Source organism: Spirosoma profusum, assembly GCF_014699005.1.
GTDB classification, from domain to species: Bacteria; Bacteroidota; Bacteroidia; order Cytophagales; family Spirosomataceae; genus Spirosoma; species Spirosoma profusum.
On the sequence record NZ_JACWZY010000005.1, the window covers coordinates 23,396 to 47,159 of the forward strand.

At 49.2% G+C, this 23,764-nt stretch carries 11 protein-coding genes; 5 read left to right on the plus strand and 6 right to left on the minus strand.

Annotated elements, in window-relative coordinates; translation table 11 throughout:
* Positions 1–11: 11 nt before the first annotated feature.
* From IC229_RS07795 to IC229_RS07815, 5 genes are all read right to left on the minus strand, one after another.
* Entirely contained in the window at positions 12–11,426 is an 11,415-nt protein-coding gene (locus IC229_RS07795; protein WP_190886395.1) for an SdrD B-like domain-containing protein, read from the minus strand.
* 953 nt (positions 11,427–12,379) lie between these two features.
* Complete coding sequence (locus tag IC229_RS07800) at positions 12,380–15,649, minus strand: TolB-like translocation protein (RefSeq protein WP_190886396.1); 3,270 nt, start codon at positions 15,647–15,649, stop codon at positions 12,380–12,382.
* An 87-nt stretch (positions 15,650–15,736) separates the two neighbouring features.
* On the minus strand, positions 15,737–16,810 hold the full coding sequence (locus IC229_RS07805) for an NAD(P)/FAD-dependent oxidoreductase (protein ID WP_190886397.1): 1,074 nt from the start codon (positions 16,808–16,810) through the stop codon (positions 15,737–15,739).
* Between the two features lie 15 nt (positions 16,811–16,825).
* On the minus strand, positions 16,826–17,539 hold the full coding sequence (gene cmk / locus IC229_RS07810) for a (d)CMP kinase (protein ID WP_190886398.1): 714 nt from the start codon (positions 17,537–17,539) through the stop codon (positions 16,826–16,828).
* Positions 17,540–17,658: 119 nt separating this feature from the next.
* Positions 17,659–18,213 carry a GNAT family N-acetyltransferase gene (locus tag IC229_RS07815; RefSeq protein WP_190886399.1) on the minus strand — a complete coding sequence of 185 codons (555 nt, stop codon included), beginning with the start codon at positions 18,211–18,213 and terminating at the stop codon, positions 17,659–17,661.
* 376 nt (positions 18,214–18,589) lie between these two features.
* Here IC229_RS07815 and IC229_RS07820 point away from each other — a divergent pair, with 376 nt between their 5' ends.
* From IC229_RS07820 to IC229_RS07840, 5 genes are all read left to right on the plus strand, one after another.
* On the plus strand, positions 18,590–19,051 hold the full coding sequence (locus IC229_RS07820) for an SgcJ/EcaC family oxidoreductase (protein ID WP_190886400.1): 462 nt from the start codon (positions 18,590–18,592) through the stop codon (positions 19,049–19,051).
* Positions 19,052–19,273: 222 nt separating this feature from the next.
* Positions 19,274–20,749: a histidine kinase gene (locus tag IC229_RS07825; RefSeq protein WP_190886401.1), complete on the plus strand. Its 1,476-nt coding sequence runs from the start codon at positions 19,274–19,276 to the stop codon at positions 20,747–20,749.
* Between the two features lie 12 nt (positions 20,750–20,761).
* Positions 20,762–21,544: a LytR/AlgR family response regulator transcription factor gene (locus IC229_RS07830; protein ID WP_190886402.1), complete on the plus strand. Its 783-nt coding sequence runs from the start codon at positions 20,762–20,764 to the stop codon at positions 21,542–21,544.
* 6 nt (positions 21,545–21,550) lie between these two features.
* Positions 21,551–21,793, plus strand: coding sequence for a hypothetical protein (locus IC229_RS07835; protein WP_190886403.1), 243 nt, complete (start codon positions 21,551–21,553; stop codon positions 21,791–21,793).
* A gap of 7 nt (positions 21,794–21,800) precedes the next feature.
* Positions 21,801–22,136 carry a translation initiation factor gene (locus IC229_RS07840; protein WP_190886404.1) on the plus strand — a complete coding sequence of 112 codons (336 nt, stop codon included), beginning with the start codon at positions 21,801–21,803 and terminating at the stop codon, positions 22,134–22,136.
* A 76-nt stretch (positions 22,137–22,212) separates the two neighbouring features.
* Here the strand turns inward: IC229_RS07840 and IC229_RS07845 are convergent, their stop codons facing one another.
* Positions 22,213–23,724, minus strand: coding sequence for a peptide MFS transporter (locus tag IC229_RS07845; protein WP_190886405.1), 1,512 nt, complete (start codon positions 23,722–23,724; stop codon positions 22,213–22,215).
* Positions 23,725–23,764: the final 40 nt, after the last annotated feature.

The following is a 23,764-nucleotide window of genomic DNA, read 5'->3' on the forward strand; positions in this document are numbered from 1 at the left end:
TACCATCTTTATTAGCGGTTAATCGTCATGTAGCGGACAAACTTGCGGCCGTCGCTCAACGTAATAATGTAGTAGTACGTGCCGTCGGGCAAGCCGTTCGGATCCGAACTGATGGCGATACCGTTGTTAGGCTTACCATCCCAGTCGTTTTTGTAATCGTTGTTCTGGTAAACCATGTGGCCCCAGCGGTTGTAGACTTCCATGCTTACCTGCATACCCGCTGTCCCTCGAATCACGAACAGATCGTTGATACCATCTCCGTTTGGCGAGAAGCCTTGTGGTATGAAGACCGTCGTGTTAGTCGCTGGCAGGTTCAACGGAGTAGCCTCCCGCTCGTTCGAATCGGTCGGGTTTTGGTTGTCGTTGAGGTCTGGGTTCAAGCCGTTGGTTGACACATCACTCACTTGACCCGCTTTGGACATTGCCTGGGCGTAAGCCGAGTTGAGGAATGTAGTTGTCGTACCATTGGTTGCTACGTTAACCACCACCAGGATCGTATCAGCCTGACCCACACCCAGCGTACTGGTGCTGTCACCCAGCACAATTACCGGATCGGAATCTCCATTGAAGCTTGGGTTGAGTTTCAGTGCGCTACCTGTTGAGGTAATAACTGGTGCGCCCACGAGGGTGTAGGTCGCTCCCGTTTGCAGACTGAACACTTTAGCCAGCGAATCGGTCACCGTTACGTTTTTCAGTGAGTCCGGACCGTAGTTTTTCACCACGATCTGATACGTTACGTTGAACGTACCGTCGGCCTGCCGTACCGTATCCCGAACCGCCATAGCTACTCCGATGAACGAAGAGTTGGAGAGCGCATTCAGGGCCACCGGAGTTGGCTGGTTGTTGTTACGTGGATCCAGGTCATAATCGGGATCGTCGTTGGTACCCGCCGTTGATACGTCCTCCACAATCGTGCCCGTACTGTCGAGCGCGATGGCAGTGGCCTTCGCCGTATTGTAGAAGGTCAGCGTATCAGCATTCTTCACATCGACACGTACCACAAAGTTCAGCGAGGCTTTCGCACCTACGTCCAGCGTACTCAAGGAGTCTACCAGCAGGTTGGTGATCATGCCCTGACCCGAGTACATCGTGTCGACGGCAACTGAACCTGTGCTAGTCACCGGAATGCGGTTGCTGACAATCAGCGCTCCGCTACCGAAGGTTTCTGACAGTTTATCTTCCACCTGAACCTTAGTCAGCGCCACCGTTCCCAGGTTCGACAGGGTGATGATGTACGGGATGTCGTAGACACCATCTTCCACTAGCGTAGGCGTACCCACCGATTTGGCTACCCCAAGCAGTGCTTTGGGCAGATCGAAACGTACCGTCGTCGGTGCAGAACCGGCCGCCACCGGATCAAGTCCCACGTTGGAGACATCCTTGACGGTCTGAGTTGAATCCGGTGTGTGACCAGTCGCTGTAGCATTGGAGTAGAACGGTCCATTGTTACCATTGGTCTTCACGTTCACCGTGATCAGTACTGTATCCTGCGCACCGGCCGCCAGTTCGCTGGCACCCGTCAACAGGTCAGGCTGGGTATTTCCATCGAAGCCCGAGTTGGCTATCAGCGTGCTACCTGCACCGACTACTGGGGCACCCACCACCGAATAGGAGGCTGGAGCGGTGAAGGCGCGGATCAGACTGTCTGTCACACTAACACCTTTCAGAGCGACGTCGCCATTGTTCTTAATGGTCACTTTGTATGTGACGTTGTACGAACTATCGGGTTGCTGTTCCACCTTGACGACGGCTAGTGCCACGCCAATGCTTGGTCCAAACGGCTGCTGACTACCCAATGTGAAGCTAGACGCGCTCGTGTTATTACCAGGGTTGCCATCCGCATCTGGATCTGGATCACCACCATTGACGGACGCATCGGATACGCTCGTCAGACTGTTCAATGCCGTGATCGTAGCCACGTTATTGAACGTATTGGTCGTATCGCCAGCCGTACGTTGCACCAGCACATCCAGCACGAACAGTTGCGATTTACCCGGAGCAATGTAGCTCGTAGAATCGAATAGGTTCGCATTGCTACCCGTACCCGTGAAGGCCAGATTTGGCTGCAGTGTTACGTTCGTCCCCGAAGCAGTCAGTGTGGTCGAAACCACGGTGTTGGGCGCAAAGACGGTGCTTAAGTCGTCCACCACCTGCACATTCCGCAACGTATCGTCGCCAAAGTTGGTCGCTACGAAGCTGTAGGACACTCTGATGAGTGAGTCACCAACTGTTGTGGGCGTTCCCATCACAGCTTTAGCCAGACCTACCAGACTTGCTTTGTGAGCACTGGTGTCTTTCACTGTTACACTGGATGTGTTATTAACCAGATTAGCATCTTTATTATCCAGATACGTAATCTCTGCCTTATTGACGATTTCAACGCCTTTCTTCACGATACGTGCCGCAAAGACGATTGATTCCGACTGGCCCACATTCAGACTATCAATCCGCTTGGTGATAATACCGTTCGATACCGTATAGCTCGTCGGGCCAGCATTCACTAGCTCCAGGCCGACTGGCAGTACGTCGCGCACATCGATATTCTTGGCCGTATGCGGACCAGCGTTGCTAACCGTCAAGGTGTACGTAACAGGAGTTCCGTTTTGCACGAAGGCGGTGCTGGCCAGTTTAGCGATACTTACATCGGCCTGCAACGTATCAGATGCGCAGTCGAAGACTTTCACCACCACCTTGGCTGGTGCACTCCGGCAACCGGCTGCGTTCCGTTCCACAATCCAGTACGTGCCTTCGCACACCGAATCCGGGCGAGCAATAATATTTGACGTGACACACGCGCATATCTGATAGACGTAGGTGCTACCCACATTTGTCGTCGAGAGCGCCTTAGTCAGATCCACAATTTTCGACGGACACTCGTTACGTAGATTATGCACTAATGGAGGCATGACCGGATCCGATACATGTACCACTACGTTATCCGACTTCACTGAGCTACAGCCATTGGCATCCAGCAGTTGCACACTGTACACTCCACTAACTTTCACCACGATATCCTGCGTTCTTGCGTTGTTGCTCCACAGGTAACCAGCGGCACCAGCAGGAGCTTTCAAGATTACCGAATCACCATAGCAAAGGCTGGTAGCGCCTACTATCGTTACTACTGGTACCGATCGACTACCGTTAATGGTCAGCACCATATCATCAGTAGCCACAGGGCAAGCTGCGTTGTTAGTGCTCACCGATAGAGTCAGCGTTACCCGGCCTGACAGTACATCTTCCGCGCTGGCCGTGTAGACCGCGTTCAGAGCAAAGGCATTGTCAAATGTACCCGTTCCACTGGTCGTCCAGTGAGCGGTGGAACCCGCACCACCCATTACACCAGCCAGTTGATACGTCTTGGCTGCACAGATGCTGGCATCTGGACCGGCACTAGCCGTGGCTGGATTGGTTGTGCTACAAGGCGTCTGCTCCTGGCAGGTGGTAATCTGCACATGGATAGCCACCGGCAAGCTCATGCAACCGTTGACGGTACGTTCAACCACGTAGTACGTTCCAGTACCCACAGCGGCAGGATTCGCCACTTTCGAAGCTACGCTCAGCGAAGCATCGGTGTAGAATTCGAACACGCCACCAGCGGTAGTTACGCTACTGCTAACTGCCGTACTTAGATCTACCGTATTGAACGGACACGTATTGGTTTTGTCAACGACCGTTGGTTGGTTCACTTTCGGCGTTACGATTACCTCTACTACGTTTGACGGATCACTCTTACAGAGCGTCGAGTTGCAGCACGCGGCTGAGAACGTAGCACTGCTGGCCAGCGAGACAGTGATCGAGGTACCCACCTGGTTATTCGACCAGGTTACATAGCTATTCGGTCCACAACCTTCGGCCGTCAGCGTTACTGGTGCACCGAAGCATGCAGTAGTGCTGTTACCCGTTACCCCTACAATCGAAATCGTTGGAGCGGCTGGTTTACCTACTTCGATGGTATTAGTAGCCGACCAATCGCTGACGCAATCGCCGATGGCGCACTTGACGCGGTAGCTAACATCAGCACTAGCGGTGAAAGAGATCACAGCACCAGTTTGTCCATCACTCCAGGTGTAGGCACCGCCGGTGCAACCTGTTGCTGTCAGCGAGACTACTTCTCCAACGCAGGCTACCGGTTTGTCAGTTACAATCACTGGAATGGTCGAGTTACCGAGAACGATATTAACTCGCTCAGACATTGGGCTTGTGCAACCATTGATGGTGCAGGTAGCCGTCAGCCAGGTGTTGCTATATATCGTTTTCTGAATCGTGGCGCCTACTGAGTTGTCAGACCAGGTTACTGTACCACCTACACAACCCGTAGCCGTTAGTGACACGACGCCACCCGAGCAGACTGTAATCGACGGACCAGCCGAGAGGACAGGAGCCGGAATACTGCTCACAACCACTGGCGCACCAGTCGTATCGAGAGCTGCGCACTTGTTGCGAATCAGCGACAACAGATCGCTGGCCGTTGTAACATTCGGTTGCACTACTGACAGATCTACGTAGTTCGGGTTCGTCGGATCGCCGTTGTATACCAACGTATGGATGATATACGAAGCAGCCGTTGACGGCACCGTGAACTGTGGCAGAGCACTAATCTGTTGAACAATGCCTGACTGTGTCAGCGCATATACTACCGAGTAGCTGGCTGGCTGTATCAGACCACCATTTGGCGTAGCTCCGATCACCACCGTGCTGTCGGCCCCACTGCAAACTGTTCCACTAACCGGCACCAGAGCACCAGCTCGTACGGCGCAGTCGCCAGGGTTAATAATAATCGTGTTCGATGGCTCACTCAGACATACACGGAATTTACAACGAGCGTAGTAGGTCTGTGTGCCATTGGGTTGCACCACGATTGACGTACCCATATCATTTCCGTTGATGTCGTTAGCCGACCAGATCACCGTACCGTTGCAACCCGAAGCCGTCAGTGTTACCGAGCCACCTGGCGATACAGACGTTGCCGATGCCGTAATGGTTGGAATCGTTACTGGAACCACGGTGATTGTGTACGTTTCGGAGACAGGGCTCACACAAACGCCATCCTGACAGTAAACGGTATATCCAGTCGTTACTGTTGGCGAGACGAAAATCGTAGTCGTTGTTTCGCCGGTGCTCCAGTGCGGAGTGCCCTGGCAGTTTTTCACCGACAATTCGACTTCTTCGCCAGCGCAAACCGTATCGGCGCTGCAAATGCAACGTACAATAGTTGGTTTCGGCGTGGTCGTGATGTTGATGTTGATCACATTCGAACGACCTGTGCCACAAGCGGTACCTACTTTGCAAAGTGCATAGTATGAGCTGTTGCCAACCGTCGGCGTTACCGAAACAACTGAGCCCATCTGACCATCTGACCAGACCACCGTACCACTCGTGCAACCTGTCGCAGTCAGCGATACTAGGCCACCGCTACAGATTGACGTTGCCGAAGCAGCGATAGTTGGTGCTGGTGCCGTTGACGTATTCACAGTTACACGAACCGATGTCGATCGGTCGCTTTCGCAAGCGCCCACCTTACAGGTCGCATAGTATTCGGTAGTTTGAGTCGGGTAGATCTCGATGCTGGCGCCCAGCCGGTCGATACCATACCATTTCACCGTACCCAGGCAGCCTGTAGCCGTCAGAACTACTTTCTCACCGCTACATACGATTGACTTATCAGCCGTAATTTCTGGAGTCGGCAGTGAAAGCACAACAACATCTACAGTATTCGATGGCGCACTCACGCAGGTACGGAACTTACATTCAGCGTAGTAGCTAATGTTTGCATTCGGATTCACCGTGATGCTGCTTACGCCCGTTACCCCGTTCGACCATTGAATTGTACCATTGCAGCCTGTCGCGGTAAGCACGACTGAGCTACCTGAACAGATTGTATCAGCACTAGCTGTAACCGTTGGTATTCTTGGCGATACCACACTGACGCTGTACACTTGCGACGAAGCGCTGGTGCAGGCATCATTCTTACAGTATACCGAGTAGCTATTATTGGTAGCGGTTGGTATCACAGTAATGCTGGCGGTGGTAGCCGTGGTGCTGTTCCAGACAGGTGTACCCACACAGTTCTCAACGGTGAGTGTTACTGTTTCGCCTGGACAAACTACTGACGAGCTGGCCACGATGGTCGGTCTTGGAATATCAGTGGCGATATCAATCGTTTTGATTGCTGGATTGCTCAAGCAACCTGCCACTTGACACTGAGCCGTATAGGTCGTTTTGCTATTGACTATCACCACAATAGATGTTCCTGTCTGAGCTCTATCCGACCAGACTACTGTACCACTGGTGCAGCCCGAAGCCGTCAGCGTTACAGACGTACCTGGGCAAACCTGATCAGCACTAGCAGTAATCACTGGAGCCTGCGGATCAACGACGGTAATGGTCACCGAGTTTGACGCCGTACTGGTGCAGTTACCCACTACGCAGCTTGCTGTGTAAGTTGTCGTAACAGTTGGAGCAACGAATATGATCTTGCCGGTTTTACCGTCCGACCAGATTGCATTACCGCCTTCACAACCTATCGCTTTCAGCGTTGTTGTTCCGCCACGGCAAATTTCGGTGATAGCGCAGTCAATAATCGGGGCCTGAGCTACACAAGGATTGATCGGAATCACTACTCGGGACGTATCGTTCAGCGGATATTTCGGATCGTTGTTCGTACCACCAATGATAGCCGTGTTGTTAACCGACGTAGCACTGGTGCCGCCCGTAATTGTAGCTTCAATCAATAGATTCCGGTTCGAACCTGCAGTCAACGTACCGATGTTCCATACACCCGTTGCTGGGCTGTATTGACCCGCAGGTGTTGAACTAACGAAGGTTAACGATGGCGAAAGTATATCAATTACCCGAACATCGGTAGCCGTAACAGGGCCATTGTTCGAAGCTGTCAGCGAATACGTTATTTTCTGACCAACCGTGTAAGGTCCTGGCGTAACAATCCCTTTTACAATTTCCAGATCTGCAAGGCACTGACCAACCGTGATCGTCAGTGATGTGCGGTCACTTACGCAACCTTCTGGGCTAACTGCTTCAGCTGTATAAATCACCTGACCTGTTGTAGCTGGCGTTACTACCAGTTTACCACCGCTAACCGTTGTACCGATCAGTTGACCAGCCTGATTATACCAGTTGATCCGGCCATTTGGCGCAAAGCCCACCAGTTTGGTGCTGCTGCCCTGGCAAACCAACGTATCGTCGCAGGCTACCCCAACAGGAGCGTCGGGTTTCGGAGTGATACGTACTATCAGCGAACTGGTGGCTGCCTGGCAAACACCACCTGGTCCATCTGGGTCGTTGGTTGTGGCCGTCAGCAATACTGTACCAGCGGCAATATCAGCAACCGATGGCAAATAGGTTGTTGTCAGACTGTTTGGACTAGCAAATCCGCCCGTACCATTCGTCGACCAGATTACTGCCGTTGCCGAACCAGAAAGCGTAGCGCGAACTGGAACGGTTCCGCCCGAACAGATCGTTACGCTGCCACTTACCGTGACACCTGCTACGTTCTGACAGTTGCAATTGTCGATCTGAACCGTTAGAACGGCTGGGCTGCTGTAGCAATTACCCGATTTCGCGAATAGATAGTACTGACCAGCACCTACAGCTGTCAGGTTCGTAACCAGCGTAGCCTGAGAGGTCGTTGCACTCGTATGCCATTCGTAGATCACACCCGCAGTTTGGTTCTGAATCTGAACGCTGCTCAAATTAGCTGTAGTTGCCGGACATGTATTACGCAGATTACCAGCAATCACCGGCGTAGCTACCGTGATAACCGTTACACTAACCGGTTCGCGAGGACTTACGCAGCCACTTGTGGTGAATGCTTCTGCATAATAAATAGTATTGGCGGCTGTCGGGCTCACTATTAAAGCTTCTCCACTCGCCGTCGTATCGAATGCTACTCCATCGGTTGGTGTCATAAACCAATGAATTTGAGCGCCACTTGCTGTAGTTGTTGCCGTTAAAGAAACCGTCTCACCTGTGCAGATGCTCAAGTCATTCGACGCAAGCAGACCAAAATTCGTTGGACAGGTTGGAGTTGTATAGAAACCGGCATCAATGGTATTGTTATTCTGACCAGCCGTCAGAGTTACCGGATCTGTGATTCCACCCACTGGATCAGAATCACTACCATCTGGACCCTGATTGGCTACCGTTGCCGTATAACCCGCCGGAGCCGTGAAGCTTACTGAGTATGGCACACCAGGCGTCAGACCCGTGAAACTATAGGCGCCCGATCCGTCCGTGATCATGGTAGCTACCACTGAGTTGTTGCTCACCAGCGTCACCGTCACACTCGCCAGACCCGTTTCATTGCCGTCCTGCTGACCATCCTGATCTGTATCCACCCACACGTAGTCACCCAACGTAGCATACTGACCCAACGGCACCGTTACCGTCGCCGTATTGTTGTTCGGATTACTGTCTATGGCAGGAGTGCCCGTAATGTCAGTTGTCGAGGTATACCGACTCACCACACCTACGTTCACTACGTTGCTCAGCGAATAAGCGTTGCTCACCGCAACCGTCAGAGTCAGACTAGCCGTACCTCCATTGGCCGCCAGCGGACCAGCAACCAAGGCACTTACTGAGCTAGCTCCCGAGATACTGAAACCAGTTCCGCTTGCAAAGCTCACCCCAGCAGGCAGAATATCATCTATACGTACGTTATATACAGGTACTATCGAGTTATTGGTAACCGTCAGTTGATATTGGATCGAGCTACCGGGGAAATACGGACCTGCACTAACTACCGACTTGGCAATACCCACATCATAGATTGGGGTGAAGCCCGCGTCGATGGTGGTGTTGACCTGCCCAGCCGTCAGGGTGACCGGATCAGTGATACCACCCACTGGGTCAGAATCGCTAGCATCGGGGCCTTGATTAGCTGCTGTTACCGAGTAGCCGGTCGGAGCCGTGAAGCTCACTGAGTAGGGTACACCGGGTATGATAGTAAAGCTATACGCACCACCGACATCAGTTGTGGTTGTAGCCACCACTGTACCGTTATTAATTAACGTAACGGTCACACCCGACAATGGTGGTTCGCCCACCTGCTGCTGTCCATCGCCGTTTAGGTCTACCCACACATAGTCACCCAACGTAGCAACTGCAATTGGCGAAGTTGGCGGAGTATAACCGGCATCAATATCATTGTTCGTTTGTCCAGGAGCTAACGTAACACTACGTGTTAATCCTGTAATAGGATTAGCATCACTATCTGTAGCATCAGTACCTCCTGCCTGCATTGCCGTAGCCGTGTAGCCAGTTGGAGCCGTGAAGCTCACTGAGTACGGCACGCCCGGTGTCAGCCCAGTGAAGCTGTATTCACCACTGAGGTTAGTGGTCGTCGTAGCGACTACTGTACCGTTGCTTATCAACGTAACAGTCACCCCGGAGATGGGTATATCACCTGCATCCTGAATGCCATTGCTGTTATTGTCGGCGAAGACGAGGTTGCCCAACGTAGCAGGAATAAAGTAGAAGCCTGCATCAAGCGACAGATTATTTTCACCTGCTGTTAAGGTCACCGGATCTGTAGTGCCGCCTATAGGATCAGAATCGGAATCATCGCTACCTTGATTAGCCAGCGTGGCCGTCATACCTACCGGCGTGGTGAAGCTTACTGAGTAAGGTATGCCCGGTGTTAAACCCGTGAAGCTGTATAAGCCGCTAGCATTAGTGGTCGTAGTAGCTACCACAGTACCATTGCTGACCAACGTAACGGTCACACCTTGGATACCTACCTCACCACTATCCAGTTGACCATCCCGGTCAACATCCAGCCAGACGTAGTCACCCAACGTAGCAGTGGGGAAATAGAAGCCCGCGTCTATGCTTAGGTTATTTTCACCAACAGTTAAGGTCACTGGATCGGTGATTCCAGCCACTGGATCAGAATCAGTACCATCAGGACCCGTATTAGCCAGCGTGGCCGTCATACCTACCGGTGTAGTAAAGCTTACTGAGTACGGTACACCTGGTGTGAGCCCTGTGAAGCTATACAGGCCGCTACCGTCGGTAGTCGTAGTGGCTACTACGGTGCCATTGCTGACCAACGTAACAGTTACACCTGGGATACCATCTTCACCGCTATCCTGCTGTCCATCATGATTGGCATCGAGCCAAACATAGTCACCCAACGTAGCAGTGGGCAGGTAGAAACCAGCATCAACTGTAAGATTGTTCCGAGCCGTGCTTGACTCAGGCTGACTTGTATCAATAGTATATATACCCGTGACACCACTACCATCGGCGTCACTGTCCAAGTCGTCGAGACCTACGTTAGCACTTGTCGAGCTATATCCAGATGGGGCAATAAACCGCACGATATAGCTACCGTCGGTTAGGCTATCAAATAGATATTTACCACCACCTGCTGTTAGCGTTGAGTCTAATTTTACGGTTCCTGACTGGTCGTATAAATAAACAAGTACACCATCAATACCTGGTTCGGAGGCTGTTGGACCCTGAATACCATCATTGTTGGCATCTACCCAAACATAGTCACCCAAGCTACCATAGGGTCCCTGAATTACCTTAATGTCGCAGCAGTTTGTCGATGGGCAACTACCCTGATACGTAACAAAACGATATGTGCCAGGGCTCTTGATCGTCAGAGACCCGTCGTTGTTGACCTGAGCCAGCGATGTCGATACTGCCGACGCACTAATGGGTACGTCATCGCGGAACCACACAATCTGGTTATAACCCGATGGTATGGTTACCGTGTACTCGTCGCCAACGTACCAGAGAATTGGTACGGAAAAACAAACAGCGTCGTAATCATCTTCCGTTAGGTTCTGATTGTCTGGAACCGAATTGATATCCTGCGGAGAAGATGCGGCAATCTCAGCCGTATTAAACCAGACTCCTCGTTCGATTACCGTCGCCTGTAAAACCAGCACAACCGAATCGTTGGGAGCAATAGACGCAATAGACCAAGTCCCTGTTCCGACAGAAGCCGAAGCAGGGGGAGTAAAGGTTGCCGTGCCACGTAGTGCGCTGGCTGAACCTGGCAGGTAAGTTACACCACCAACGGGTAGCTCATCCTTTACCAAAATACCAGTTGCCGTAGTTGTTGAGCTGGCACTATTGACAACCGTAATCGTATACGTAACAACACTACCAATGGCAGGTGCCTGGTTGTCAATTTTTTTATGCAGAACTAAATCAACAGTTGGTGCTTGCGCATGCGCCGGTGCCACTGCCACCCAGCTCAGCAAAAACATCAGGAACGAGCAAGCTCCTTTCAGAGCAGGCGTAGAAGCCCACCGTGTATAGCCCGCCAACGACGACAGCAGCCTGTTCAAGCTGCCCGTCCCCGATGACTCTACTAATCGGGGTCTTTTCCCTGTAGCTTTTGCCAGTCGGGAATCGTGGTGAGGTGACTTGTTTAGTAAAAATTGCTCATTCATTGGATAAGGCACTATGAGATTAAAATCTGTTTGTTGAGTAAGAGACGAAGTATCAGGAGGCCCTGAATCGTGTATATCAGGAGGTTCCCGGTAAGATCTGGGCACCTCCTGACAAGCAGAGGCCCTTCCTTCCGATAAAGGCAGCTTATAAATGGCAATATGTCTGGTAAAAGGAAATAAGCTAATTACCGAAGATGGTAATTGTTTACTATGCATCAATTCCAGAAAGAATTGAATCAACCGTCCTGTAATACGAGCGATTTTACCTGGTTGATACGTACCGATCCGATTGGAACGATTGATCAAAGGTTTAAGACGTTGTGTGTGTAGCGTAGACATTTCTTCCATCTGCAACTTAGTTTGGACGGTCTTATACGAACAAATTATCTCGTAACGGGAACCAGCTATTCAGACAAACAGAAGTACAGTTCGTCACTTTATATCTTAATTGGCACCCAAAGACCTTTTTGCTCACTACAAAATCAACTAAAACTATGCCAAATAGCGGCCTCGTTCGTCTTCATCACGTACCTGAATCTTTAAAAAGCTCTTTTCTAGAGAGTTATTCAGGGTTGTTAGTTACAATATAAACAGATATGGGTGATTAGCAAGCCTATAACTACTCTTTCATAGCCATTCTGTGCGACGGAGGCCGTTTAGCGAAAACTATGCCAATTGCATTTTTCTCCAAGTAATCTTAGCCAACATTAGCTAACGCACAGTTTTTTTATCAGGCTATCTATGAAATAGTTACGTTTTAAAAGGCTTTTGAAATGAAGTACATACTCAGCTTATACAAACTCATCTGCTGAAATATGTTGGTAGCGCACTTATGGGGTAGACAAAGATAATATCCAGGTTCGTAGTTCCCTATAGATTTACTTTCCGGCATTCTTTTAAATGAAAAAACCGCTCCTTAATGAAGCGGTTTTTTAATGTTAGTATATGGTTGTCTAAAAATCGTAGCCAAGGGTTAGGTAAGCAATCGGTTTGGTCACCAACTTATCTTCAAGACCCCAGCCGTAGTCGAACTTAACAAAGTACCCGAAAATCATGGTTCGTATGCCAGCGCCGTAGCCAATCAGGAATGGATTTTTGAAGTTGGTAACAGTGGCCCGGAATGGAATTTTATCACCCCCAATTATTTCTGTGTTCAAGCTATTAGCCCGGTTGAATGGCCCACTTCCCGACCAGGCTGTGCCAATGTCCGTAAAAGCGATTAGTTGAAGGTTCCGCAGGAAGTTCGACGTTACGTTGCCACGATATAAATACCTTACCAACGGCAGGCGAAACTCGGCGTTGAAAAGCATATAGCTATTCCCGGTAAGTTTCCCCTGTCGGAAGCCACGTAGCGGAGCCGCAAAATCCAAGAAAAACACATTTCGGTAATCATACATTTCGGTGCGAAGCGGATTGGGAACCAGCAGTGGATTCGATTGTGCGCTTTCTCGCTGATTGGCCCCATAGCCAATCCAGTTTTCCATGCCACCCAAAGTACTTTGTTTAGGCGATGGCCCACCTGATTGACTGAACGCAAAACGAGTCGCCAGAACGATGTCGCGATGAATGCGCTGGTAGTGTCGTAAATCGAGCGAAAGGCGTCGCCAGCTTTCGGATGCCGAACGTAGACCGGAGTATTCTTCATACCGAAGCTTTAGCCGGGTACCTACCACCATGTTCATGCCGTTGACTTTGGTGTTGTCGAATACAAACTCCCCGCGCAATCCCAGATAATCCGAAACGCGGTCAGGTTCAGCAAACGGGGGCGTTATATCAATCAACCGCGTCATGGCGTAGAAAGGCGATAACGTAAAGCGACTGTTTACTGATAACGGATATGAAGCTGATACGGCAAAGCGATTGTATCGATTTTTCTGATTAATGCCCGGCTGGTCGATAAATAGCGTCTGTCGGTCGAAACGTGCGCCAAAATCAACGCGGTGAGTTGAGTTAGTATACTCGGCAAATAAATCACTGTTATGCAGCGCGTTCGTCAGGCTGATAAAGCCACCGGCACGTAACGTATGATTTTCCAGTAAGTCGGTTAGTGTTACCTCCTGGGCATAACCGAATCCACGAATAGGGTCGATTCGCCAGTTCGAGGGGGCTTCGTTCACACCAAATAAACCCTGGTACGGGAACGGCCCACGAATGGTGATGTTTTCCCGACGCCGGTTACGTAACGATGTAGCCGACGTAACGATAGACGAGGTATTAATTCCTGAACGACGCTGCCGGTTTTCGGTTGCTTTCAGTACGTCGGGATCGAACTTATAATTATCAGTATCTACTTCACCTGCTTCAAGCGCCAGCGGTGCAACTGTAGTAGCCTGCACAGGAGTGGATTGAGCACGTACCGTTGAATCAGTGGGAGACGTAGTAGTACGGGCCGACGTATCGGTTTTAACCTGAGCTGCGCGAGCAGGTGCTGCCGGACGGGCGCTGGCGATACGTTGGGTAGGTGGCGTTTGTACGCTCTGGGTCAGATTTAATTGGGATTTGAAGCCAATATACACTTCGCCGTTCTTCAGACTACTATACACGAATCCGCCATTATTTGGCAGTACGTCATAAAGCTGAATACTTTGCGGAAAAGCCGTCACTTGCTGTACGGATTTGCTCTCGGTACTGAGTCGATAGAGGTTACGGATGCCACCAACATCGTTCAGGAAATAAATAGTCGATTCGTTAGCCGGAATCGGCTGCGTTGCGTGTCCCAGCGAATCGGTCAGGCGGGTAACTGAGAGGTTGCGGGAACTTCCTTCGTGCGAGAACAGACTTAAATAATCACGTACTGTTCTATAGGAGCCTTTATCAACACCCATCGTATCGTCTTTCCGATTCGAGCTGAAAACCACCTGCTGTGCGGTACGTCCAATAAACGATGGGTATAAATCGTCGTATAAGTCGTTGGTAATCTGCTGATACGTTCCCCGGTTGATGCTATACAAAAATAAGTCGTTTTGCCCTTTATGGTCAGCACTTATAATTAAACTACCCCCGTCTTCCGAAGCGTCCATCCAAACAACCTGCGACAGATTATTGACCTCACGCTTAAACTCACGCTTCGGTTTCTTCTCGAAACTGTACTTATATAGGTTTGTCTGCCCCGATTCGTCGCTGATAACCAGCAGGTTATTGTCGCGTTGCCATGCAACTAGTGGTGTACTGGTTCGGGAAGTTTGCCCGTCGAGTCGGTAGCCGCCCGTTAAAATGGTCGTCTTTTTCTTATTCGAAGTATTTACTACGTTCACCTGAAAACGACCGTCGTGTAAGACAGTATAGGCAATAAACTGTTTATCAGGGCTTAGTTTCAGGCTTATCAGCGACGTTTTATCGTTCACCGAACTTACTTTAATCCGGAAATCATCGGTACTGCTGGCGTACGACTGCGCTACGTTGGTAGCCATACCGGTATAATAGTCTTTCCACTCACGCAGGAAACGGTTGTATGGAATGCCTAACGTACTGGAAATACTGTTCTGCTCATTCCGAATGATACGTGTCAGGTTCAGGATGTTCGAGATATTATCGCGACCGTAGCGCTGCACAATGTAATTCCAGATGGAGTGGCCCACACGCTCGGCATCGGCTCCTGACAGTAGCGACGGTTTACGTACCGGACGCGTAATCGATACGTCACGCATATAATCGTCCAGTTCCAGACTGTTACCCTCGGCAATGTAGGAAGCAATTCCCGGCATGAACCAATCGGGCAGGGTCAGCAGCAGCGAACTCTGGAGAGCGTCTTTAAGACTGCCGCCGTAAAGCATATCGTACACGAACAGCATCGCTACGTCGTGGATGATTTGCTTCCGGAAACTGACCTGATCGCCCGTGAACGCTAGTTCGATACGTGATTTAGAGAGGTCTTGCTCCTGGCTGCTGAGGCCACCCTGTGCGTTGAGGCCGATGTTGCTCTGAGCCAACTCTTCGGGCGAGTTGAAGAGGAAAATTTTAACGCGGTTGTAAGGCGTGTACCCAAGTAATTCAGTTATCCTATCGAACTCTGATTCAGCATATTGAGCTGTCAGGTTGGCAATCTGCGTACCATCCTGATAGTAGTAAATCTCAAAATTCGACGTGCGGATAATTTTCCAGTCAAAACTGCGATACTGGATGCGATTTTTCCCAAATCGCTCCATCGACGGATAGTTTTGTGCCATGGCTGAGCTCATGCCAACCAGCCATAGGCTCAACAGCAAAATGTATTGATTTCGCATACGAGTAATAGTCAGAAGCGAGGAGCGAACTAGCAGAAAAGAATCTTTTGTCAGCGCATGACATACGTATTTTATTCTTGCTTCCGGCTATGCATTCCTAGCTCCTTCTAATAACGATATATACCGACTAATATTCACTTCTGGATTTAATTCTTCTCCATCAAGCAGGTGGCGGGCAAATTGTTCGGCCAGATAAGGGGCCAACGAAACGCCTTTGGTACCCATCCCACCAAAAATACCAACAGCCGGATGCTCGGGATGCAAACCAATAAACGGACGACGATCTTTCGTTGATGGGCGTATACCCGCCTGTTGCCCAACTACTTCATACGGTACTTTCAGCACGGCCCGAACTTTCGACTCTAAAAACGCGCGACCGTCATCAGTTGTTTGCCAATCTAAATCGTGCCAGCTATACGTAGCACCTAGCTTCACCAACCCTTTCCGGACAGGCAAGATAAAAATTCCCTGATTAACTATATTACTAATAGAGTAATTATCAACAAGAGCTGTTAGAATCTGTCCTTTCACGGGATTGTAGGGCAACCACGCTAACAGCGGATTCTCACGCGCTAGAACACCGTCTGAAAATAGAACTTTACCAATTTCAATACCTTTCCATTCTATTCTAGAGTCACTGATTTCTAAGTCTTTATTCTTAACTACGCCTTCGTAATATTGATTTTTTTTAATGAAATAGCCTTTGATAATTCTGACGAACTCAACTAAATCCAACCACCCCGCCTGAGTGACTTCTATTCCGCCAAAAGGGTTGTCAATATAATCACTATACTTTTGATTATCAATCTCTTGGGATACATATTGACGTACATCTTCAGCCTCAGCCAGAGCCTGATACGTTGTTTTTTCGATGTCAGACCGGAAAGGGCGGTAAATATTTTTGGATTGAAAGAAATGAACGCCGAGTTGGTCTTCGATGTCGGTATAGAATTGGTGCAGGAACGGAAAGAGTTCGTTGGCTTTCCAGGTACGAACGAGCTTACGGCCCGTCAGCGGATTCACGATGCCAGCTGCCACCGCAGACGCGGAAGGTAACGTTGGCGCGTCGGCCAGAATAACGGAGCAACCCCGTTGGTCGAGAGTCCAGGCCAGCACCGAGCCAGCTACTCCCTGGCCTACAATCAAAAAATCGGCTTTCATGGAGACAGTTCGCGGTTAGGTCATTACCTTTCCGTTACGTTCGCGGTGCAGTTCGGCCAGTTTTCGGTCGGCCAGTTCTAAAACCCATTCCACTTGCTCTTCAATAGTCATGTACGACGTATCGAGCAGTTCGGCATCGGGTGCCTGTATGAGTGGACTTTCGGCGCGGGTTGTATCAATGAGGTCACGCTTTTCGAGGTTGCGGATAATCTCTTCCAGATTAACCATCTCACCTTTGGCCAGCAATTCCTGCTGCCGTCGTCGGGCACGTGTATACGTATCGGCCGTCATGAACACCTTCACTTCAGCATCAGGAAACACTTTGGTACCAATGTCGCGGCCATCCATCACCACACCCCGGCGACGACCCATCTTCTGCTGCTGGGCTACCATGGCCCACCGAACTTCGGGAATGGCACTTACTTCGCTGACAATGTTGGAGATGTACATCTTGCGAATCTCTTCCTCTACATTCAGACCGTTGAGGCAGGTTTCGTTTTTACCCGTGCGGGGGTTGTGTTTAAAAGCGATGTGGATGTTTTCCAACGCCAGCATTACGTCCCGATGGCTGGTGAGCAACACACGTTCCTGAATAAAATACAGGCTAACAGCGCGGTACATGGCGCCGGTGTCAATGTATCCGTAACCCATGCGGGCGGCTACGGCTTTTGCGGTCGTGCTTTTTCCGCAGCTTGAATATCCATCAATGGCGATGACTATTTTCGGCATCTATAGTGGGCCCGCCGAAGCGGTAGTGATACAACAAAGTAACTCAAAAAACGGCGTATAGTTAAGCAAGTTTACAGGCAATTATACTACGTTCATCGCGCTTATCCATACTCCGGCATCTAACGTCCATATGCTGAATGGGTTACGTTTTCATACTCACTACGTAGTAAGGCAAAGATGTGTTCGTCGAGGTATTGATTGTTCTTGATAGCTGCCTTCCGATGAATGGCTTCGTGTCGATAACATGCTCGTTCAAGTACGCTCATTGAACCGATATTGCCCTCCAGCACGCAGGCAAAAATACGATTTACCTGAAAATTCTGATAGATATAATTGGTCATAATGGGCAAGGCTTCAGTCAGGATACCACGTCCCCAGAAATCTTCGCTCAGCCAGTAACCAATTTCGGCGTTGTACCGATAAATATCGTCTTTCACCGTAAAGCCAATATTGCCAACAGCCTGACCATCAATATCGATGGCGAGGTTATTGGGCTGTTGATACGACTTGTTCGAGCGCACCCATGAGGTGGCATCCCGCGGGGTGTAGGGATAGGGAAAAAAGTCCCGCACATTGTTCCAGATGTTCCGATTATTGGCGTGGCGCACCAGCGATTCTTCGTCACCCTCCCGCCAGGGACGTAACTGACCGATAGATAGAGGAAAATTGATCAAAGTAGTAGTCAAATCAGGCCTTCTTAAGTAAGTCAGTAACAATACGTTCAGGCAAATGTTAGCCTAATCGGGCAGTTAGTGAGTCATTACGTCACCAATACTACGAATAACTTCATCTCCCTCCTACCCTAATTCACTCCTTGCTTTTGAGTATTCGTCGGAAAATATAATTGGTCGCCGTTGGAAGTACCTAGTTTTGGTCATCCAATTAGTAATCAGACCGCCAACGTACTGAAAAGTCATGAAACTTGCTTATTTCCGCTTCCTGATTTTAAGCACTACGTTAAAGCAATTATCATTAGCCTATAAAAAACCCACCATTACTACGTCTGTACGTACTGAATAACAACGTATTACACAGAAAAATCTTTCAGAAATGCCAAAGGAACTAACCAAAACGAACGAGGAAGCTATTATCCAGCAGGTTTTCGATAAACTGGCCGTAGCCTGGAACGCTGGTGATGCGGAGGCATTTGGTCAATGTTTAACCGACGACTGTGACTACGTAACTTTTGCCGGTCAACACATAAAAGGTCAGCAAGAGAACGTGAAAATCCATAATGAGTTGTTTCATTCGTGGGCGCTACGTGGTTCGACCATGCACACAGGTTCGTCTGCACCGACCATTGCATTTTTGAGTGATACAGTTGCTCTGATGCACTCAACTGGAACTATTAAGCTGCGCTTCCAAAAAAAACCGCCTTTAGATCGGCTTTCGATTCAGACGACCGTACTGATCAAAGAAAATGGTACGTGGAAAATCAGGGCATTTCACAATTGCCGGATTCAGAAACCGGGTTTATTTCAGCGGATTATGATGGCGCTCTCGAAAAAATAATTACCTGCAAGCCAGTTAAATACATTGAAGATGGTTCTTATTCCAAGCATTACGTTAGCAGCAGGCGGTGGTTCGCTCCATCACGAAAAAGGTCGTAGAAAAATTTCTTACATTTAAACTGGCCAACTCTATAATAGGCACAAGTCATCAGTCAATAGAGACGTAGTACTAACTAATTAGTGGCTGACTATTAAAGACTTACGACTCCCGACTTATACGTTTATGACGCGCGAACAACTCATTGGTACCATTGGCAAAAACGGTCGTCGTCTGAACATGATGGGCTCCGACCTGTCCAATTTTGATTTCAGCGGCCTCGACCTGTCGCACGCCGACTTTCGCTTTTCCAATCTGGAACGAGCTAATTTTCAGAAGGCGATTCTTCGCGGGGCCGATCTTAGTTTTTCGAACCTTGAAGGCGCTTCATTTACCGACGCCGATCTGTTCGAAGCGAACCTGAATTTCTGCGGCCTGGAAGATATAGACCTAACAGGTGCCAATGTAGAGGGCGCTACGTTCAACTTTTCCGGACGTAGCAAATACCGCCCCCCCACCGCCGACCGGCCAGAGCCAATAACCCTGACGAACCTCCTGCAAAAACCAGGCTTAGGTACGTTAATCGGGGCATTATTAGGCGCTCTGCTCATTTACGGAAGCAATGCAGTCATTTACTTTACAAACCTGATTATCACGGCAAAAGATCCGTTACTGGCAGGTGTGTACCAGTTTCTGATTGTACAAAACCTAATGGATGGCGTCGTTGTCTTCTTACTAACCTGGGCATTATCGGGCTGGCTTACACGCCAGTTTCGAGCCATTTGGGTACGCCATCTCATTATTAGTCTTTTTGTAGTAGCTAGTTTCGGGGTAATAAATACGGGATTGTATATGCTTCTGGCAAAGCCATACATTGAAGCACTGGCAAAGATGCCTGGCGCTATTGAAGAAACTGCCCCGTGGTACATTTATGTTCTGGGTGATTTACTAATTGCCAATTTCTTCCTGTATATACTTCAGCAAGGCCGTCAGTTAACCCGCAAATTATCGGAGCAGGAGTTTCAGCTTTTAAATCTGGAAAAGCTGAAAACCCGCGCCGAGCTGGACGCGCTTCAGGCGAAAATCAATCCCCATTTTCTGTACAATTCGCTCAATAGCATCGCCAGTCTGGTTCACGATGACCCCGACAAAGCCGAAGAAATGACGCTTCTCCTGTCTAAATTATTCCGTTACTCAACCGGGCGCAACGGCGAACTATTTGCTACGTTAGCCGACGAGTTAGAGATGGTTCAGACGTATTTACAGGTTGAGCAGGTACGATTCGGGAAACGCCTTACGTTCAGCGTCGAAGTGTCAGATCCTGCACTGAATGAACTGAGATTACCGCAATTTTTGCTACAACCTATCGTCGAAAATGCTATCAAACACGGCATCGCCAAACGCGCCGATACGGGACGTATTGATGTCAGAATTTATGAGAAAAATGGTGAATTGAATCTTTGCGTCCACGACAACGGTCCAGCTTTTCCCGACAACATGGATGGCGGATATGGGCTACGTAGCATTCAGGATAAACTCAAGTTGCTTTATGGCGATAGTGCCCGCGTTGAACTTCAGAATTGGCCACTCAAGCAGGTGGTTTTATCCATCAGCATGAATAAAATCAAGACTGCCGATACGTCTATTTTACCAAATACTTAATTTCAACACCGTATGCAATTCCCTTTAAGAACCCTCCTAATTGACGACGAGCCACTGGCTATCAGCCGATTGAAGCGTTTGTTAGGTAAGCACAATGATACGTTCGAAGTTATTGGTGAAGCGTCGAATGGTGCTGAAGGGCTGACGCTTATTGAAGCTGAGGAGCCGGATGTCATTTTTCTGGACATCGAAATGCCGCTCCTGAATGGTTTCGAGATGCTGTCCAAAGTGACCCATATGCCCATGGTTATTTTTGCGACAGCTTTCAATCAGTACGCGATTCGGGCTTTCGAAGAAAACTCGGTGGATTATCTGATGAAACCCATCGAAGCTGAACGTCTGGCACGTACCGCCCAGAAAATCAGGTCGCTGGCCGAACGTAACGAATCAGCTCAAACAGTCAGTAACCCCATGACAGAGAGCGTAATGCGGCTTCTGGAACAGATGCAGCCCAAGAAAGAAGTGTACTCGATTTCGGTAAAAACAGGCGAAAAAATCATTCTGGTACCCCTTTCGGACATTGCCTTTTTTGAAGCTGAAGACAAATACGTCTTTCTGGCAACCGTCGATGGACAGAAGTATCTGACGAGTTACACACTGACAACACTTAACGAAAAACTGCCTGATACGTTCGTGCGCGTAAGCCGGTCGGTAATGGTGAATCGGCATAAAATCGGGGAAGTACACCGCCATTTCGACGGCAAATTTGTGCTGGCTATGAATGATAAAAAAGGCACCAAATTAACCACCGGCAGTACGTACGGCGAGGCCGTTCGGCAGTTGATGGAACTCTGACAACCTATGAAAACAGCAACCGAACGTAAGATTATTCGCTGGTTCCACATTCTGGCCAGCATTCCGATTCTGGGTTATATTTATGGGCCAGTGGCTTCGCTGCCGGAGCCCGCTTTTGCCGTTCGCGTAGTGATATTGCCAGCCGTTATTTTATCGGGTTTCTGGCTTTGGCTAGGTCACTACGTTAAGAAATGGTTCCGTAGTGGACAGGGACGAACCCAAAAACGGGTTAATTTCGCCCGCAAATAAGCGTTTTATGAGTAAGAAAAACCGCTCCGGCATCATTTATTCAACCAACCCGGATTTTGACTATCAGTCCGACGAACAACCCGAAACTGATACGTTGCCGCCAGCCCAGCAGAATCTCAAAATCTGGCTGGTGAAATTAGGCGGCAATAAAGTCGTGACATCGATACGTGGGTTTATTGGCGCCAGCGCCGATTTAGCAGACTTGGGCAAACAATTAAAAACCGCCTGTGGGTCAGGCGGTTCAGTGAAAGATGACGAGATTCTAATTCAGGGCGACCACCGCGATAAAGTACTGACGTGGCTCACCGGAAAAGGTTATAAAGCGAAGAAAGCAGGAGGATGAGTGTGATGTATGAAGTAATATTTATGATATATTCTTGAGCAACTACATCATATCTCATACATCATACTTCATATATCTACTCGATTCCGCCCATCCAGCGTTTTAGTGGTTTAACAAAAATCAGCATCAACACGCCAAATCCTAAGCCGAAATACGCAACGCTCTGGAATAATTCGGGCATTTGCTGAACATTCTCTTCATCGAAACCACCCGCAAACAAACCAGCGATCAGATTACCAAGCGATGAACCAATAAACCATAGCCCCATTAACTGACTGCTGTAACGTTTGGGTGATAATTTCGAGAAGGCACTCAACCCTACCGGACTCAAAAACAGCTCGGCGAGGGTAAAAAACAGGTACGTAGCGGTTAAATAAAGAGACGATGTACGAACACCGGTTAGCGCTACTTTAGCAGCAAATACCATCACTACGTAAGCAACTCCCAGCAACAACAGCGAAACAGCAAACTTGGCTGGTACCGGAAAACTAATTTTTCGATTATCCAGAAATAGCCAGAGGGCGGCCAAAACAGGGGAGAAAATCAGGATAAAGGCGGGATTCAGGTTTTGGAACCAACTCGATGGAATTTCCCAACCGAAAAATACCAGGTTAGTGTAACGGTCGGCGAAAATCTGGAGCGACGATCCTTGTTGCTCATTACCAGCCCAATACGCTGCCGAAGCCAGGAAGAAAATAAACAAGACAGTCACTCGCTTTTTCTCAACCGTATCTAAGCCTCCTGCTATCATAAGAAAGGCAAAATATCCCAGCGCTACCGCCGAGATAATAGTACCCATTCCTTTCGCCAGTCCCTGCGCCGTGGTCAGATCAAGAACTCCTGTAAATTGCAGAATGGCCATTAAGACCACTAAAGCAACCACGAACACTAGTATAGACCGACTACCCGTCGAGGAAGTGCCTGTTTCGGATGATAGTTGTTTCGCAGTGAAATTACCCAGATTTCCTAGGTATCGCTTGCCAAGGGTTTGAAAGGTAATCAGGCCGAGTGCCATCGCGATAGCAGCCGCACCAAATCCATAATGCCAGCCCACTTTTTGCCCCAAATAGCCAACCACAGAAATACCCAACAGCGAGCCAGTATTGATACCCATGTAGAAAATCGAGAAAGCTGAGTCCTTACGGGCGCCCCCCTCCGGATATAATTCGCCAACAATGGTGCTGATGTTAGGTTTGAGCATACCGGTTCCGACAGCTACGGTGCACAGACCAGCATAAAATATACCCGGTCCGGCTGGAAAAGCCAGAATAATATGGCCCAGCATAATGATTATACCACCAATTACAATCGATTTACGTTGCCCTAGCAGATTGTCGGCAATCCAGCCGCCGGGTAATGAAAGCAAATAAACCGAAGCCGTGTAAATCCCGTAGATGGCAGCCCCATCTCCTTCGGTCAGACCCATTCCGCCCTTAACATTATCAATCAGAAACAACAGCAAAATGGCCCGCATCCCGTAGTAGCTGAATCGCTCCCACATTTCGGTAAGAAAGAGCACGAAAAGGCCTATTGGATGACCAAATAAGGTGGGTGTGTTACGTGTAGGCTTGTCAAGAGTGGCTTCCATTCGGTTGGGTAAATTGATTAGTTTGCCAAAGATTCTGTGT